This is a genomic window from Paenibacillus sp. VTT E-133280, from assembly GCF_002264385.1.
Classification (GTDB): Bacteria; Bacillota; Bacilli; order Paenibacillales; family Paenibacillaceae; genus Paenibacillus_AQ; species Paenibacillus_AQ nitricinens.
The window spans coordinates 1-17269 of the sequence record NZ_NFUX01000077.1 but is presented as its reverse complement, the minus strand read 5'-3'; the positions used below and the strand labels follow the sequence as shown (position 1 = coordinate 17269).

The window sequence follows — 17269 nt, the reverse complement described above, 5'->3', positions numbered from 1 at the left end:
CGTACAGATTAAATAATATCGTTAAATACCATGAAGAATACCATAAGCAGCAATGACACGGACAGCAGCGCACTAAGTGTACGCAATTTGCCTGTTTCTGCTTTGACGTCACGGTTCTCACGAATCCCAGCAGCAGCAAGACGCAGAGGCTTGCTCATAATACCACCAAGTGCAAACATAGCTAGCAGCAGGACAACAATAATAATCATCCAGGCTACAGAATAATCACCCTTGGTCATCATGTAACCACCTGTAAGCAGTTGAATCACCAAACCGTACTGTGCAAAGCGGTTAAATCCAGTAACTGCACTTAATGTACCTTCTTTTGCTGCAGGCGACAATTTCTCAGCACGACCGATGATGAAAGGCAGTACAAGGTAAAATCCTAGCGCCAGTGTCCCGATCATATGTAAGAAAAACAAAACATTCCAATCCATATCATATCTCCTCCAATTTAACTGTGATAATAGTTACATATAATTATACCCATAATATTAGAATAAGAAAAGCAACTTAGGTGTCCATTTATTGAAGTTGTTGATATAAAAAAAGAGAGCGCCCTTAAGCCTTTTCACGGCGTTCGGGACCCTCCCTTTCTTCTGACACAATCTACACAGATAATATTGCAGTTACGCTACGTACGGACTCCGCGGACTTATCCAAAGCCACTTTCTCCTCAGCCGTAAGCTCCAGTTCAAAAACCTTCTCAATCCCATTCGCACCTAGAAGAGCTGGAACGCCCAGAAATAGATTGTCATAACCATATTCGCCTTCAAGCAAGGCAATAACCGGAATGATCCGTTTCTTATCCTTCAAGATCGCTTCTGTCATTTGAACTAAAGAGGCAGCAGGAGCATAATACGCACTACCATTTCCTAAAAGGTCAACGATTTCCCCGCCACCCACACGTGTACGCTTCACAATCTCCTCGATACGATCCGCAGAAATCAATGTATCAATTGGAATGCCTCCGACACTAGAATAACGAACGAGCGGTACCATATCATTGCCGTGTCCGCCGATTACGAAACCACGTACATCTTCAACGGATACGTTCAGTTCTTGCGCAATAAAAGTGCAGTAACGGGCTGTATCCAGCACACCGGATTGTCCGATTACTCGATTCTTCGGAAAGCCTAACGCTTCAAACGCAGCATAAGTCATCGCATCTACCGGGTTACTCAAAATGATTACGATAGATTCTGGAGCTACTTGCCTTACGTTCTCGCATACGGACTTCACAATCCCTGCATTGATATTCACAAGATCGTCGCGGCTCATCCCAGGTTTACGGGCAATCCCTGCAGTGATAATTACAATATCAGAATCTACAGCGTCTTCATAACTTGAGGTCCCTATAATATGACTGTCGAATCTCTGCACAGGACCAGCTTCTTGCATGTCAAGCGCCTTTCCCTTGGTTGGGTTCTCCATTTGTGGGATATCGAGCAGCACAACGTCACCAAGTTCCTTTTGAGCTAACATAAGAGCTGTAGTAGCGCCGGTAAAACCGGCACCTACCACTGTAATTTTATAACGCTTGATCGCCACAGATTCGCCTCCTAGAAATGATAAAGGTAAGGCTAATGTTATCTGGCAAATCTAACCTAAAGGTGGTTAATAATTTCGTCAGCAAATGCGGAGCATTTCAGCTCAGTTGCACCTTCCATCAGACGGGCAAAGTCATAAGTCACGGTCTTATTGTTAATAGCAGTTTCCATACCTTTATAAATCAGGTCCGCTGCTTCCTGCCAGCCCAAGTGCTCCAAGAGCATTACGCCGGACAGAATGACAGAACCAGGATTCACAACGTCTTTGTCTGCATATTTAGGAGCTGTACCATGGGTAGCTTCAAAGATGGCGTGGCCAGTAATGTAATTAATATTCGCTCCAGGAGCGATGCCGATGCCGCCGATTTGTGCAGCCAGTGCGTCGGACAGGTAATCCCCGTTCAGGTTCAACGTAGCAATAACATCGAAATCAGTTGGACGAGTCAGAACTTGTTGCAGCGCGATATCCGCAATTGCATCCTTGATAATGATTTTGCCAGCAGCTTCAGCATCCTTCTGAGCAGCATTAGCAGCAGCCTCACCATCACGTTCCTTAATCACATCATATTGACTCCAAGTGAAGACCTTATCTCCGAACTCTTGCTCAGCTACTTCATAACCCCAGTTTTTGAAGGCACCTTCAGTGAACTTCATGATATTTCCTTTGTGAACAAGTGTTACGCTCTTACGTCCGTGCTTGATCGCATATTCAATGGCAGCGCGCACCAAACGTTTTGAACCTTCGGAGGATACCGGTTTAATACCAATACCAGAAGTTTCAGGGAAGCGGATTTTGTTAACTCCCATCTCTTTTTGCAGGAATTCGATGACTTTCTTCACTTCAGCAGAGCCTTCTTGATATTCAATCCCTGCATAGATATCCTCTGTATTCTCACGGAAAATAACCATATCCACCAGCTCAGGACGTTTAACAGGAGAAGGTACACCTTGGAAATAACGAACTGGACGCAGACATACGTACAAATCCAATTCTTGACGCAAAGCTACATTTAATGAACGAATACCGCCTCCGATTGGAGTAGTAAGTGGGCCCTTGATCGCCACAAAATATTCGCGGATAGCTTCGAGCGTATCATTTGGCAGCCATTCACCATATGTATTGAAAGCTTTTTCGCCAGCAAATACTTCGTACCAAGCGATTTGCTTAGTGCCACCATAAGCTTTAGATACTGCTGCATCAAGTACGCGCTTGGAAGCTTTCCAAATATCACGGCCTGTGCCGTCACCCTCGATAAAAGGAATGATTGGATGATTAGGAACTTGTAGTTTTCCTTCTTTAATCGTGATTTGTTCGCCTTCTGTAGGTAGATCGAATTTTTCTAGTTTCAACATTTGAGTGTATTCCTCCTAAAGTTTTGTGGGATTTAAATAGCATTGACAAGCATCGAACAAAACTCTCGTCAAAATTAAAAATATAAATTTAAAATACTATGGCTAGGGTTCATTCTACTAAACTTTAGGAGCAGCCTGCAAGGCTGCTCTCCTATCTTTCATCTACTGGAACGTATTTCTGTTCGACCATACCCGTGTATTCTGCACGTGGACGAATAATGCGGTTATCAGTATATTGCTCCAGAATATGTGCAGTCCAACCTGAAGTCCGGCTAATTGCAAAAATAGGAGTGAACAGTTCACGATCTATGCCAAGCTGTGTATAGACAGAAGCCGAATAGAAATCAACATTAGGTCTTAATCCCTTTTGCCCGGTAATCAATTGTTCAATATTTACGGACATGTCGTACAGGGTGGTGTCATTTTTCATCGTGCCAAGCTCCAGCGACATTTTCATCAAATGCTTTGCACGTGGATCACCATTCTTATACACACGATGACCGAAGCCCATGATCTTCTCACGGTTATCCAGTTTCTTACGGATAAACGGTTCAACCGCTTCCAAACTTCCGATCTCTTCTAGCATCTTCATAACAGCTTCATTTGCCCCACCGTGAAGCGGGCCTTTGAGCGCACCAATAGCGGAGGTAACCCCAGAATAAATATCGGATAATGTCGCAACTGTAACCCGGCCAGCAAAAGTTGAAGCATTCAGCTCATGGTCCGCATGAAGAACAAGTGCGGTATCAAGTGCTTTGACAGATACGCTGTCCGGATCTTTTCCCCACAGCATATACAGGAAGTTCTCAGCAATAGAAACGCCTTCTTTCGGAGCCACTGGTTCGAGCCCTTTGCGAATACGCGACAGTGCCGCCACAATTGTCGGGAGTTGTGCCTGCAGTTTTACCGCCTTAATCTCGTTCGCTTCTCTGCTCATATCGTCCGCCGCTTCATCATAGAGAGCAAGGCTTGATACAGCCGACCGCAATGCTGCCATGGTGTTGGCGTCTTTTGGATAGAGCTTCATTTGCTCGATTACCTGTTCAGGAATCTGTGCGAAGGCACTAAGATCCCGCTTGAGCGCTTCCAGCTCTGGCACCGTCGGCAGACTGCCGAACCATAACAAATAAGCTGTTTCTTCGAAGGTAGCATGATCTGCAAGTTCATCAATATCATAACCGCGGTAAGTGAGTACACCATCCACAATGGAGCTAATGGATGAAGTTGTTGCAACGATACCTTCCAAGCCTTTGGTAGCTGTCATAGCATATCTCTCCTTTGCCAACAAGGTATAAAAACAATCTTAGTTCCATGAAAACATTTCCAATTAAAAGCATTAAAAAATCTAATAAGTGCGTGTAAGAACATCTCCGTCAGGAATGCTGTATGACCAACTTACTTTTTATCTTTATTTATCATACTGGATTTTGTCGGTTATGTGAACAATGTGGAAGCTTTGCAGCGCATCAAATGATTTTATCAGAGAGATAGAAAAAAACTTCTAACCCCCTGATTCAATGATTCCATTTCAGTTTATAGTTGCCGGCCCAATCTAATATTTATCCCGCATTCTAGTCTTTAAATCGATCCTATGAATATATATGAAGACGAGCTCTTATTCCCCTGTCTGTGCAGGAATGAAGAAGGTGTGGTCTCGGTATGGATCGTTTGGTATTAAAAAGACTGCTGCGCGGCCTGTGGGTCGTTCTGGCAACTTCCATCCTCCTGCTCGCAATCTATTTATTACTTCCGCTGTTATACCCCTTGTTGCTTGCTTGGCTGCTCGCATATATCATGCATCCATTAGTGCTTATTCTTAAAGGCTTTAAATTACCAAGCTGGCTTGCGGTATCACTCGCGCTCCTATTTTACATAGGCGGAATCACACTAGTCTTAACCGCAATGATTACAAGACTCGTAAAAGAATTAATCGTCTTGCTGCAAACCTTTAATCTCCACACCGACCAATGGAAGGAACTTCTGATGTCCTTAAGCCAGAATGCAAGCATTCAGAATATCATCAACCAGATTAATCAATTTTACCAAGACAATCCTGACTATCATGCTACGATTGACAGCAATATCAGCAGAACAACGGAAACTGTAGGTTACGCAGTCACGCAAGTGGTCACGGGATTCTTTAATATAATATTGAAACTGATCTCCGCACTTCCTAGTATGGGTACGATTCTTATAGTGGTTGTCCTCGCTGCCTTTTTCATTAGTACGAGTTGGGAGCGTCATAATGATAAACTTACAGGCTGGCTGCCGACAGCATTCCTAAAGCCTGTGTCAGGTATCTGGAAAGATTTACGCAGAGCGCTCTTCGGTTATCTTCGCGCCCAGGTAATCCTGATCTCCATCACAGCGATCATTGTAGTCATCGGGCTGCTGCTGCTGGGTGTGAAGTCTGCATTCGCTATCGGCTTAATGATTGGCTTTGTGGATCTACTGCCTTATCTCGGTGTGGGAATTGTGATGCTGCCTTGGGCGCTATATTCTTATATGACGGACAATCTAGCGCTAGGGATAGGACTATCCATACTCTACGCTGTTATTCTTATTACCCGGCAGGTACTTGAGCCGAAAGTGCTCGCTAGCAGCATTGGACTTGATCCCCTTGCCATGTTGATTGGCATGTTCGCCGGTCTGCAGTTGTTCGGTATGCTAGGGCTGATCATCGGACCCGTTATCCTTGTAGTCCTTGTTGCCTTTAACCGAGCTGGCGTATTCCGAGCTTTACACAGCTACATTGTTAGCGGCAGATTAAGATAGGAACCGAAAGCATCGATTCGTAAAATAGCAAACAGAGCGGGCCCTTCAGCAATGACAGGGGTCCGCTCTGTTTATTGTTGTAAAAAAGATTACTAACGACGGTAAAAGGTGAAGGTGCCATTCTTCATCTTCTTCTCAATCCACTTCAGCAAAAATATACGGTACAAAGGCCGGGTCAATGGAAATACTAGCGTAAAACCGACAATATCGGTTACGAACCCTGGCAATATCAGTAGCAATCCTCCGAAAAAAATACATAAACCATCCAGCATCGTCCGTCCAGGAACGCGGCCCTCCTGCATATGTGTTCTGCTGTCCTGCAGCACTTTTTTACCTTCAAATCGCATCATTAGTAGACCGATTACTGAAGTGGTCAGCATAAGCAGCAACGTTTTAAATGCTCCAAGTTGATCTGCTACGTAGATAAAACCGAATAATTCCACAGCAGGAATAATAAATAGTCCAGCCCATAACCATTTGCTTCTAATCATACTGAACCCCCTTCTTCCCGCAGCGCCTCTTTTATTGCGTGAAAGAGCTCTGGAAGGGCTCTATCCAGCCTAGCAGGCCTCCATTCCTGGTTCACCCAAACATGACTTGTCGTGCCGGTAACCAGCAGTTCCCCAGGTGGATCCATCGACCGCAACTCCCCTAGAGTAGCCAATAAACCTTCTGAATTTCTACCTTCTTCTTCCGAGAGCCTCCGCACTTGATACTCAAATACGACTCGCAACGCTGAGAAGGTAGTCATTCGCGCATACACGGAGATAAGATCATCATATCGTGCCGGACTTTTAAATTGCAAATCTGCTGAGGTGACAGGAAGTAAGACGCCTTGTTTCTCAAGTTCGCAATAAGTAAAACCAACCTGACGAAACATCTCCGTACGACCAGACTCAAACCAGTTCAAATAATTCGCATGATATACGACACCCATCTGATCACTTTCCTGATAGCGAACACGCAGGGTCGACTTATACCATCGGCTGGGCAATCCAGCTCTTTCTAATTCCATCTATTAATACTCCTTTCAGCATAGCAGCAGGGGAGCGTTTAAGCCTGGACCCCGCCTGAAGATAGCGTCGTCGATAATTTGCGCCGAGAGCTTCTGGCAACATAGAACAGCAGCATTGCTCCTGCGATAGAGCTCAACATACAAGACAGATTCATTACTTCTACACCGCCTTGATTGAGCAAGAATCCATTCAGTAAATTACCGACAATGCCAGAAAAACCTGCAAACACCATATTAAATACACTTTGGCCAGTGGCCTGCATCTCGTTAGACGTGATCTGAGATACATATTCGACTGCAGCAATATAAAAGAACCCAAATGAAAGACCATGCAGCACTTGCACTCCGATCATTACAGATGGATAAGGAAAAGCAACCTGAATACCCCACCGCAAAACATAAATAAGAGCCCCAAGGAGCAAGGTCCGCTCCCGACCCAACCCCTTAATCACCTTAGAAGCAAACAGCATGGAAGGCACATTCGTCACCGATGCGAGAAAGAGCGCAATCCCTGCATAACGCGTAGACCCACCAACCGATTGAAAAGCGATTACAAAGTATGTACCAAAAGCAGCCATCGTCTGGTTCACAAGAAAGCTCCCACCCAAAAACGCAAGGAAAACCCGATTCCCCAGCAGTTGTCTTACCCCCTGAGTAAACGATTGCCTCATCATATGATTCTCTTCCGCCTGCTTCGGCAATGTAAACGCAATAAGGACTGCAATCAGATTAAAAAAGAGAAAAGGCAGCCATATCGTGGATACAGAGAAGGTAGAAACGTATACCCCTCCTGCATAAGCTCCCAGAGCCGCTCCAATGCTCATCATAAGCCGGATGCTACCGTAAGTGGCTCCAGCTCTATTCGCCGCCGAGATCGCGTAAGAATCAGCTATAGGAGCCTGTGTAGAGGAGAAGATCGTTGAAGCGGTATAGACCATTAGCAGCACTATAAAATATTCGGAACGGTAAAAGACAGCTAATAAAGCTGGAACCGCCACACTTAGGATTAGTACTAAACGCGTCTGATTATACCGATCAGAGATAATCCCCCACATCGGCTGAATGGTGATTGCAACTAGTGTGCCTGTTGCCATTAGTATACCTATCTGTCCACTATTAAGTCCATTATGGACCAGCAGCAGCGAAAGATAAGAGCCAAATGAACCGCCGGCCAATCCTAAAAACAGATAAAAGCCGCGCAGCTTCGATAATTTTTCCATTTGTACTATGAGTCCTCCAGCTTTATATTTTTATATTTTAACAGAACACCCGTACTTCATATGTAATCATCGCATTTAATATAGCAGTACTATAAAAGGCGGTGGACAAGTTGAGCACAAAATATAATTCTCTCATGGTAAATCATCCTTGTCTAACAGACAAATCTAATGCGAGCAATAAACAAAGCTCTGCCTTTGGCTGGTCTTCTAAGAATTGGAGTGGTTACACTGTTACTGGTAGAAAAGGGGCATTCAATCGCATTTCTGGTGAATGGATCGTCCCATATATAAAACCAACCCACAAATCTACCTATTCTTCCGCATGGATTGGCATCGACGGCTTCAAGAACAGCAGCCTTATCCAGACGGGAACAGGTCATGAATTCGTAAATGGGAATGCCCGTTATTACGCCTGGTGGGAAATACTACCTGACGCTGAGACCGTAATCCCTTTTCCAGTATACCCTGGAGATCATATGAAAGGTACTATCACAAAAATAAGCCATACGAAGTGGTCTATCTCACTCCGGAATTTAAGCCGAAATTGGACCTTCCGAACGCTTCAGCGATATACTGGTCCACAGACCTCCGGCGAATGGATTATGGAGGCTCCCGAGGTCGATGGTTCCATCGCAAAGCTGGCCCGCGTTGGTACTACCTATTTCAACTGCTGCCGAATCAATGGAAAACGACCTAGGTTAACTCTTTCAAATGGAGGGATCATGGTCCAGAATAACACCACCGTTGCGGTTCCTTCCAGTCCAAGCCCTCGAGGGGACTCTTTTAGCGTCAAACGTATATACTAACAGCATAAATGGATTAAGTACAAAAAAAGAGCTGCCTCATTTGTAGATTTTCACTACATCTGAGACAGCTCTTTTATTTAAAGAAATATAAGTTTCACACTATACATTATCCTTATATTTCTCACATAAACGCTTACCGTCCTTTAGGGACGCCAACCGCGTTTTGGCTTAGCTAAGTAAAAACTATGAATCAGGCAAAGCACTGTCGAGTACTACTCGATTGTGCTTACTTTTACCAAGTTAGTGGAACCGGAACGTCCAAGTGGAATTCCTGCAGTAATCACAACTAGGTCGCCAGCTTGAACCAGACCGGAATCCTTACCACCTTGGATTGCTGTTTCAAGCAATTCATCTGTGGAAGTAGCTACTTTACCGAATACTGGCGTTACGCCCCAAACGAGGGACAATTGACGCATAGTTCTTTCTTGTGTTGTAACAGCAATGATTGGTGCTTTAGGACGGTACTTGGAAACAACGCGTGCAGTATGACCTGTAACAGTCGAAGAAAGAATAGCCTTAGCGTTCAAATCCAAAGCGGAAATAGCAACGGATTGGCTAATAGCTTCTGTAACTGTTGTTTCTTGTGCAGTTTGTTGTTTCGAGAAAATTTCATGATGATCCAAAGCGGACTCCGCTTTCTCAGCAATACGGGACATTGTAAGAACGGATTCTACTGGATATTTACCAGCAGCAGTTTCTCCGGAAAGCATGATTGCATCTGTTCCGTCGAAAATAGCGTTTGCTACGTCACTTGCTTCAGCACGAGTAGGACGTGGGTTACGTTGCATCGAATCCAGCATTTGTGTAGCTGTGATTACTGGTTTGCCAGCAACGTTACATTTTTGAATCATCAATTTTTGAGCCAAAGGTACATCTTCAGCTGGAATTTCAACACCAAGGTCACCACGAGCAACCATCAGGCCATCGGAAGCTTCTAAAATTTCATCAAGGTTGTCAACACCTTGTTGGTTTTCGATTTTGGAAATGATTTGAATGTGAGAAGCGTTGTTTTTCGAAAGCAGCTCACGAATTTCCTGAACGTCGCTAGCTTTGCGAACGAAGGAAGCGGCGATAAAATCGATGTCCTGTTCGATACCAAAAAGAATATCGTTGGTGTCTTTTTCCGTAATACCCGGCAAGGAGATGTTTACTCCTGGTACGTTAACGCCCTTCTTGCTCTTGATCGTACCACCGTTTACAATACGGGTCTTGATTTCAGTTCCTTGAATGTCGACAACTGTCAAACCAATCAGACCGTCATCAATAAGGATGGTGGAGCCTACTTGAACATCATTAGGAAGCTCGCTGTACGTGATGGAAATACGTTCTTGGGTGCCAAGGATTTCTTCCGTAGTTAGTGTCAGGTACTCGTCCTGAACTAGTTCAATCGGTTCTACTTCCAACTTGCCTGTGCGAATCTCCGGTCCTTTTGTATCGAGCAGGATAGCTACAGTTTTGTTCAGTTCCTTAGATGCTTGACGGATCGTTTTAATCCGAGCACCATGCTCTTCAAAATCGCCGTGGGAGAAATTCAAACGGGCCACATTCATACCAGCCAAAATCAATTTTTTGATATTCTCCAACGATTCACTCGCAGGTCCGATCGTACATACAATTTTACTTTTCCGCATTAGGTTTTCCTCCGTTTTTTCGTTCTCTCTGTCTCACTTTTTCCAACTACAAAATCTACTACAAGGCTAACTAATTAAATAGGAACTTTGTCACATGTGCCTTTAACTACGCCCTTATGAATATTACTGCAACTTAGACACAAAATCAATGTTGTAGGCTCTTTTAGAGTAATTTGAGCTCGAATTATCTGTATGCACAAAAAAAATTAAAATAATCCCGAAATTACGTCGAGATTATTTTAATTCCAATAAAATCTATAATTTACACGAAATTGAATATGGTCCACTAAGTATGGTTATATGTCTTAAAGTGCAAATGGAAACACTCTTTTTACACTTCAGTTTCCACTTCTTCTTCAAGGAAAATCTGCTCCTGCTGGACTTCAGCAAACTCACCTATTTTACGGAATTTACGATAACGATCTTCTTTCAATTCCGCTCTATCCAGAGGAATTAGCTCCTGCAAGTGACGCCATAACGCATCCTTAATCGCAGCTGCCGTAGCTTCGTAGTCACGATGAGCGCCGCCTTTTGGCTCAGGAACAATCTCTTCAATGACTTCCATTTCAAGCAGATCAGATGCCGTTATCTTCATGGCCTCCGCAGCTTGATCAGCCTTCGAAGCATCCTTCCATAGAATCGATGCCGCACCGTTAGGGGATATCACCGAATAAATGGCATGCTCCAGCATAAGCACTCTATTACCAACTGCAAGTGCTAGTGCGCCACCACTTCCGCCTTCACCAATAACCACACAGATTACAGGGACACCAAACTGAGACATCTCGCGTAAATTACGGGCAATTGCTTCAGATTGTCCTCTTTCCTCAGCTGTATTGCCTGGATATGCACCTTTCGTATCCACGAAGGTTATAATGGGACGATTGAACTTGTCCGCTTGCTGCATCAAACGCAGTGACTTACGGAAGCCCTCAGGGTGTGCACTGCCGAAAAAGCGTAAAATATTCTCTTTCGTATCCTTACCGCGCTGCTGGCCAATGACCGTAACCGGGACGCCGTTAAGCTTGGCGATACCGCCTACAATAGCAAGATCATCCCCAAACATTCGATCCCCGTGAAGCTCAATAAAATCTGTGAAGATCTGCCCCATAAGATCAAGAGAAGTCGGACGTCCCTGATGTCTGGCTAGATGCATTTTTTGGGAAGGGGAGATATTAGAATAAACTTCCTCCTCAAGCACACGGTACCGTTCTTCCAGTCTTGCTACCTCATCCGTAAAATCAATACTCTTCTCTTCGCCGAACTGCTTTAGCTCGGCAATTTTCTTGCGCATTTCAACCAGAGGCATTTCAAAAGGCAACTCTCCTGCCAACCTAAAATCCCCCTTTCACATCATGCAATTCCAAAATTTTGGTCAGTGTGGCGCGCATTTCTTTACGATGCACAACCATATCAATCAAGCCATGCTGCAGATTAAATTCAGCCGTCTGGAAATCATCCGGAAGCTTCTGGCGAATCGTCTGTTCAATGACTATACGTCCTGCGAAACCGAATACCGCCCCAGGCTCAGCAATAATAATATCGCCCAGACTGGCAAAACTCGCAGAGACTCCGCCAGTTGTCGGATCCGTAATTATAGAAATATAAAGGCCGCCCACTTCGTTGAAACGAGCAAGCGCTGCACTTGTCTTCGCCATTTGCATAAGACTTAGAATACTCTCCTGCATTCTTGCTCCACCAGAAGTAGAGAAAATAAGGAGTGGAAGCTGCTTCTCCGTGGCTTCTTCAATCGCCCGGGTAATCTTCTCACCGACTACAGATCCCATACTGCCGGAGAAAAATTCGAAATTCATCACAGCTGCAATCACTGGATGTCCGCCAATAGATCCCTGCCCCGTAATCACGGCATCAGTTTGTCCCGATTTCAGTTGCTGTTGCTCCAGTTTAGAGGCATAACCCGGGAATTTCAGCGGATCTATAGAATACATTTCACTATCAAACTCGATAAAGCCCTCTGGGTCTAACGTCATAGCAATACGCTCAACGGCGTTCAAGCGCAAATGATGACCACAAGTAGGACATACTTTAAGATTCTTTTCCAATTCCTTGCTATACTGGATCGTTCCGCATTTATTACATTTACTCATTAATCCTTCTGGAATTTCCCGTTTGGGGCGTTCGCCTTCTGCAGGCACGCCGCTTCGCTCCAGACGTTCTGAAGGAATAGTCGCGTACTTCCGTTTCTTCTGAAATAAATCTTTGAACACACCCGCACCTCTTCAGCCGTTTATTTGCGTTATGCAGCTTGCCGCTGTCATGACTTTTCTCTTGATAGAAATTCAGGGATGCAGAATAAGATTAAGGACTTCCTGTACTTCCTCCAGTTCACCCGAAGGAACCAATATCTCAAACTGCTGCTTGGACATATTGATTGGACGGCATTTTACTAAAAAACCTTCTTCAGTCAGCTTACTCTTAATCATATCCGCCACTTTGGCGGTCGGCGCGATATATATTACCGTCCACATGCCTTGCAAGGCCTCCCCAATCTTAATTCCCAGCCGTATCCCGTATAATGGAATTATGATAACACAGTTTTCTTTTTTCCCGCAACAGGCGTAGGGCAAAGGAAGCAAGACTGAGGAACTCGTTCAATCGAAATGAATCGGGTCATTTATTCCGTGTCCGTGACCAGAGGATATACTTTTGCCCCTTCCTGCCGATGAGCGATTCTAGCAGAAGCAGCTGCAGCGATACCCGCTACTAAGTCATCCAGGAACACGTGAATCCTCCCCTTATCATCGTTCAATTCACCAATGATTCCAAGCTTTATTTTGTCCAAGTACCCAAATCCTGTAAGTCCGATCATCCCATATACCCCTGTGATGCCAAGGGCTAGAGTCTCGTCCGCTCCATAAAGTGATTCATCCGCTTCCATTACTGCCTGAAGCGGCTGCGGAAGCAGTCTCTTCTCGGCCAGTTCATCAAGTGCGATCCCCGTCATTAACGTGTACTGCACTTCTCTTTTTCCCAATACAGATTTTACACTGGAAAGGCATTCTTCCTTGGATAAACCGGGGTAATAGACCGATTGTAAAATATATACGATTTCAGCAATGGAAGAAAGTGATACGCCTCTACGTTCCAACAGATCAACTGCCATTTGATAGGACATGATGTGATTCCCCTTTCCGCCCAGGGATTCGCCCTGTGGTTTCCTAATGTATGCGGAAAAGGGTGGAATTGTTCTTATTTTATTCTTACAGTACCTGTCCCGAGCATAGACTCGATAGCTGCGATTAGCTCTTCTGAAGGCTTAATCCGATAGTTATCGCTAAGGGCCAGGAGCTTCTGATCCCGTTCGTAGAACAGAATCGTCGCGACTGGGCCTGGATGATTCTGCAGCAGCTCCTTCAGATGCGACAGCTGCGCAGCATTCTCGGCGGCCGGCGTGATCTTGATAAAGACACGCTGGCCTGAGCCCGGCGCTGGCGCAGCGGCCGGTGCAGGTGTTGCAGGCGCAGCTGCGCCGCCTGCAGGTCTGCCAGCGGGGCCAGTAGCAGCCCCGCTGGCCCGCGAAGCAGGAGCTGCGCCGCGTGGCGGTGCTCCTGCTGAGGCCGAGCGTCCCGCGCTATACGAGCGGGATGCGGCGGTACTACGGCGCTGCAGCAGGGCGCGGAGAGTCTCCGCGGATAGCAGCGCCACTTCCTCGGCCAGCAGCTTGAAGCCTTCGTCCTCCTGCTGCACCTTGGCGCGCAAGGCCAGCAGCGCGCCCTTGGCAATCAAGCTGCGGCTTCGCTTCCACACCTCGGGGAAGAGCACGACTTCGCAGCGCTCGATCTGATCTTCCCATTCGATGAAAGCCATCGATTTTCCTTGCTTCGTCGTAATTTCCTTAACGGAAACAACCATGCCGGCCGTAACCGTCTGACTCTCATCTGCGGCTTCACCAAGATCCATTAGCCGCTGTATGCCCGGCTCCTCCAGCAGCTCAGCGCTATCATCGAGAGGATGACCTGATAGATACAGCCCCAGTAGTTCACGTTCCATCTCCAGCTGCTGTCCTACAGTGAACTTAGGGATATCCGGATACCGAATTTCCCAGTTCGGCGTCTCCACCAAATCGTCGAACAGCTGAATTTGCAGCTCATCTCGCTCTTTGCGCCATTTCAGTGCAGCGTCAACGGTCTCGTCCAACATAGCCAGCAGCTGGGCCCTATGACCTGGCAGACAGTCAAAAGCTCCTGCCTGCAGCAAAGACTCCACTACCCGCTTGTTGCAGACCCGCAGATCCACACGTCGACAGAAATCGAGCAGGCTGTCGAATGGCCGCTCCTTGCGGACCGACATAATATTCTCCACTGCTAGCGTGCCGACGTTCTTAATCGCTGCGAGCCCAAAGCGGATATGCCCTGTTCCCGTTTCCTCTCCTGGAACAGGGGTAAACAGTACGCCGCTCTCGTTCACATCCGGCGGCAACACGCCGATGCCCGTGCGGCGGCAATCCAGTACATATTCTGCCACCTTACGGTGAGTACCCATCACAGCGGTCAGCATAGATGCCATAAACTGCACCGGATAATGCGCCTTAAGATAAGCCGTCTGAAAAGCCAGCACGCCATATGCCGCCGCATGCGCTCGGGGGAAGCCGTAATCGGCAAACCTTACGATCATATCATAGACGGCATTGGCATCCGTTTCGTTATAGCCTTGCTGCAAGCTCCCCTGTACAAAATGGCTGCGTTCCTTATCCAGCGTCTCGCGCTTCTTCTTAGAGACTGCTCGGCGGAGCAAATCCGCTTCCCCAAGGGAGAATCCAGCCATAAGCGAAGCAATCTGCATGATCTGTTCCTGATACACAATAATTCCATAGGTATCCGCTAATATAGATTTCAAATCAGGATGCGGATACTCTACTTCGATTTGACCGTGCTTACCTGCTATAAATTTCGGGATAAACTCCATCGGACCCGGACGATATAGCGCTAGAACGGATACGATATCTTCAAAGCCATTTGGCTTCAAATCCTTAAGCACACGTCTTACACCCGCCGACTCCAACTGAAAGACCCCAGTCGTTTCACCAGCACCTAGCATTTCATACGTGAGCGGATCATGATCTGGTATGATTTTAAAATCTGGAACACTGCCACTCATTTCTTTAATCGAATTCATACAGCGCTCAATAATAGACAAGGTGCGCAGTCCCAGAAAATCCATTTTCAGCAGCCCAACACTCTCCAAATGCTCCATAGAGTATTGAGTTAACGCTGTACTTTCATTGCCCTCTTGAAGGGGCACAGCATCAGTTAGAGGACCTTTGGAAATAACAACCCCGGCAGCATGTGTCGAAGCATGACGAGGCATACCTTCCACTTTCATTGCCATATCCAGCAAGCCTTTGATCTTAGGATTACTGTCATACAGCGCTTTAAGGTCTGGAGTAGTCTCCAGCGCTCTTGCAAGGCTGATTCCTAGTTGTCCTGGGATGAGCTTCGCAGCTTTGTCTACCTCGTTATAAGGTAAATTCAGCACCCTGCCCACATCACGAACCGCAGCCCGTGCAGCCATGGTTCCGAACGTAATGATCTGCGCCACATGTTCTTTGCCGTATTTCTCCACCACATAAGCGATAACCTCATCACGACGCTCATCACTAAAATCGATATCAATATCCGGCATCGTGATCCGCTCTGGATTTAAGAAACGTTCAAAGAGCAAGTTATACTTAAGCGGATCTACATCCGTGATTCGTAGGGAGTAAGCGGTAAGACTCCCCGCCGAAGAACCCCGGCCCGGCCCAGTAGCAATCCCCTGGCGATGACAATAAGCGATAAAATCCCACACAATTAGAAAATAATCGCTAAAACCCATACTCTCGATAACGCCAAGCTCATAGGCAAGACGCTTTTCAGCGGTCTCCCTTTGTTCAGGCGATGCCCAAAGCGGTGTGTCTATATACCGTTCTTCAAGCCCTTTAAAGCACAACTCCCGCAAATAAGCAGCGGAGTCCTTACCTTCTGGAATTGGTGAATAGGCAGGCAGAATATGCTGGCCAAAGGTAAGCTCCAAATTACATTTTTCTGCGATTACCAGCGTATTGCTGATAGCTTCAGGCACATGCGGAAACAATTCCGCCATTTGATCACTACTTTTTAGAAACAGCTGATCTGTTCCGATCTTGAGCCGTTCCTCATCATCCACCGTTTTACCTGTTCCAATACAGATCAGAACATCCTGTACCTCAGCATCTTCCTTGGCTAAATAATGAACGTCATTCGTAGCTACAAGTGGGATCTCACAGGCCTTGGCAAGTGCGATCAGCTTCGGATTTACTCGCTTTTGCTCGGAAATTCCGTGATCTTGAAGCTCCAGGTAGAAGTCTTCGCCAAAAATCTCCTTATATCGCAGCGCAGCCTTTCGCGCCTCGTCATCTCTTCCATGCAACAGATGCTGCGGTACTTCGCCGCCTAGACATGCACTGAGGCATATGATCCCCTCCGAATGAGCGGCCAGAACCTCCATATCAATACGAGGTTTATAATGATGACCTTCCAGATGGCCGATAGAAATCAGCTTCATCAGGTTCTTGTAGCCGGTTTCATTCTTGACGAGCAGAATCAGGTGATAAATCGGTTGATCTTTACGACTGCCTCGCTCACGGCGAGAGCCCGCGGTTAAATAAGCTTCACAGCCGATAATCGGCTTGATTCCATTCTCTTTACACGCTTTATAAAAGGGGATCGCCCCATACATCACTCCATGATCCGTAAGCGCCAGCGACTTCATGCCGTATTCGCCGGCCCGGCGCACGAGATCGGTAATGCGCGCCGCCCCGTCCAGTAAACTGTATTCGCTGTGCACATGCAAATGCACGAAAGGGCTCATCATCCCACTTCCTTTCTACTACAAAAATCAAACATAAATAGTTGTTCAAAAAGTCCGCTTTTGATCACGA

The 17269-nt window shown here is 46.1% G+C and carries 15 protein-coding genes; 2 read left to right on the top strand and 13 right to left on the bottom strand.

Annotated features, from left to right (window positions below):
- Window positions 1-8 precede the first annotated feature (8 nt).
- The 4 genes from CA600_RS25735 to CA600_RS25720 form a co-directional block, all read right to left on the bottom strand.
- The gene (locus CA600_RS25735; protein ID WP_042125989.1) at window positions 9-437 is read right to left on the bottom strand and encodes a hypothetical protein; all 429 of its coding nucleotides are present in this window, start codon (window positions 435-437) and stop codon (window positions 9-11) included.
- A gap of 172 nt (window positions 438-609) precedes the next feature.
- Window positions 610-1551: a malate dehydrogenase gene (gene mdh, locus CA600_RS25730; protein ID WP_094874019.1), complete on the bottom strand. Its 942-nt coding sequence runs from the start codon at window positions 1549-1551 to the stop codon at window positions 610-612.
- Window positions 1552-1607: 56 nt separating this feature from the next.
- Window positions 1608-2903 carry an NADP-dependent isocitrate dehydrogenase gene (gene icd, locus CA600_RS25725; RefSeq protein WP_094874018.1) on the bottom strand — a complete coding sequence of 432 codons (1296 nt, stop codon included), beginning with the start codon at window positions 2901-2903 and terminating at the stop codon, window positions 1608-1610.
- A 151-nt stretch (window positions 2904-3054) separates the two neighbouring features.
- The gene (locus CA600_RS25720) at window positions 3055-4167 is read right to left on the bottom strand and encodes a citrate/2-methylcitrate synthase (protein WP_094874017.1); all 1113 of its coding nucleotides are present in this window, start codon (window positions 4165-4167) and stop codon (window positions 3055-3057) included.
- Between the two features lie 395 nt (window positions 4168-4562).
- On the opposite strand from CA600_RS25720, the gene ytvI reads away from it, so the two are divergent.
- Entirely contained in the window at window positions 4563-5678 is a 1116-nt protein-coding gene (ytvI, locus tag CA600_RS25715) for a sporulation integral membrane protein YtvI (protein WP_094874016.1), read from the top strand.
- 92 nt (window positions 5679-5770) lie between these two features.
- Here the strand turns inward: ytvI and CA600_RS25710 are convergent, their stop codons facing one another.
- The 3 genes from CA600_RS25710 to CA600_RS25700 are packed head-to-tail and all read right to left on the bottom strand — an operon-like array spanning window position 5771 to window position 7913.
- The gene (locus CA600_RS25710) at window positions 5771-6169 is read right to left on the bottom strand and encodes an FxsA family protein (protein ID WP_042186523.1); all 399 of its coding nucleotides are present in this window, start codon (window positions 6167-6169) and stop codon (window positions 5771-5773) included.
- Window positions 6166-6693: an acyl-CoA thioesterase gene (locus CA600_RS25705; RefSeq protein WP_094874015.1), complete on the bottom strand. Its 528-nt coding sequence runs from the start codon at window positions 6691-6693 to the stop codon at window positions 6166-6168. Before CA600_RS25705 ends, CA600_RS25710 begins: the two co-directional genes overlap by 4 nt.
- 38 nt (window positions 6694-6731) lie before the next feature.
- Window positions 6732-7913 (bottom strand): MFS transporter, encoded by a 1182-nt coding sequence (locus tag CA600_RS25700; protein ID WP_094874014.1) that lies wholly within the window; start codon window positions 7911-7913, stop codon window positions 6732-6734.
- A 110-nt stretch (window positions 7914-8023) separates the two neighbouring features.
- Between CA600_RS25700 and CA600_RS25695 the strand changes: the two genes are divergently transcribed.
- Window positions 8024-8719, top strand: a complete 696-nt coding sequence (locus CA600_RS25695; protein ID WP_256990014.1) for a G1 family glutamic endopeptidase — start codon at window positions 8024-8026, stop codon at window positions 8717-8719.
- Window positions 8720-8931: 212 nt separating this feature from the next.
- Here CA600_RS25695 and pyk read toward each other — a convergent pair whose 3' ends face one another.
- The 6 genes from pyk to CA600_RS25665 form a co-directional block, all read right to left on the bottom strand.
- Window positions 8932-10350: a pyruvate kinase gene (gene pyk, locus CA600_RS25690; RefSeq protein ID WP_094874013.1), complete on the bottom strand. Its 1419-nt coding sequence runs from the start codon at window positions 10348-10350 to the stop codon at window positions 8932-8934.
- A 331-nt stretch (window positions 10351-10681) separates the two neighbouring features.
- Window positions 10682-11683, bottom strand: a complete 1002-nt coding sequence (locus CA600_RS25685; protein WP_094874012.1) for an acetyl-CoA carboxylase carboxyltransferase subunit alpha — start codon at window positions 11681-11683, stop codon at window positions 10682-10684.
- A gap of 1 nt (window position 11684) precedes the next feature.
- Window positions 11685-12578: an acetyl-CoA carboxylase, carboxyltransferase subunit beta gene (gene accD, locus CA600_RS25680; RefSeq protein ID WP_094874010.1), complete on the bottom strand. Its 894-nt coding sequence runs from the start codon at window positions 12576-12578 to the stop codon at window positions 11685-11687.
- Window positions 12579-12650: 72 nt separating this feature from the next.
- Complete coding sequence (locus CA600_RS25675) at window positions 12651-12839, bottom strand: hypothetical protein (protein WP_042125966.1); 189 nt, start codon at window positions 12837-12839, stop codon at window positions 12651-12653.
- Between the two features lie 146 nt (window positions 12840-12985).
- Window positions 12986-13486, bottom strand: a complete 501-nt coding sequence (locus tag CA600_RS25670; protein ID WP_042186505.1) for a phosphatidylglycerophosphatase A family protein — start codon at window positions 13484-13486, stop codon at window positions 12986-12988.
- Between the two features lie 74 nt (window positions 13487-13560).
- Window positions 13561-17199, bottom strand: coding sequence for a DNA polymerase III subunit alpha (locus CA600_RS25665; RefSeq protein WP_094874008.1), 3639 nt, complete (start codon window positions 17197-17199; stop codon window positions 13561-13563).
- Between the last annotated feature and the right edge of the window lie 70 nt (window positions 17200-17269).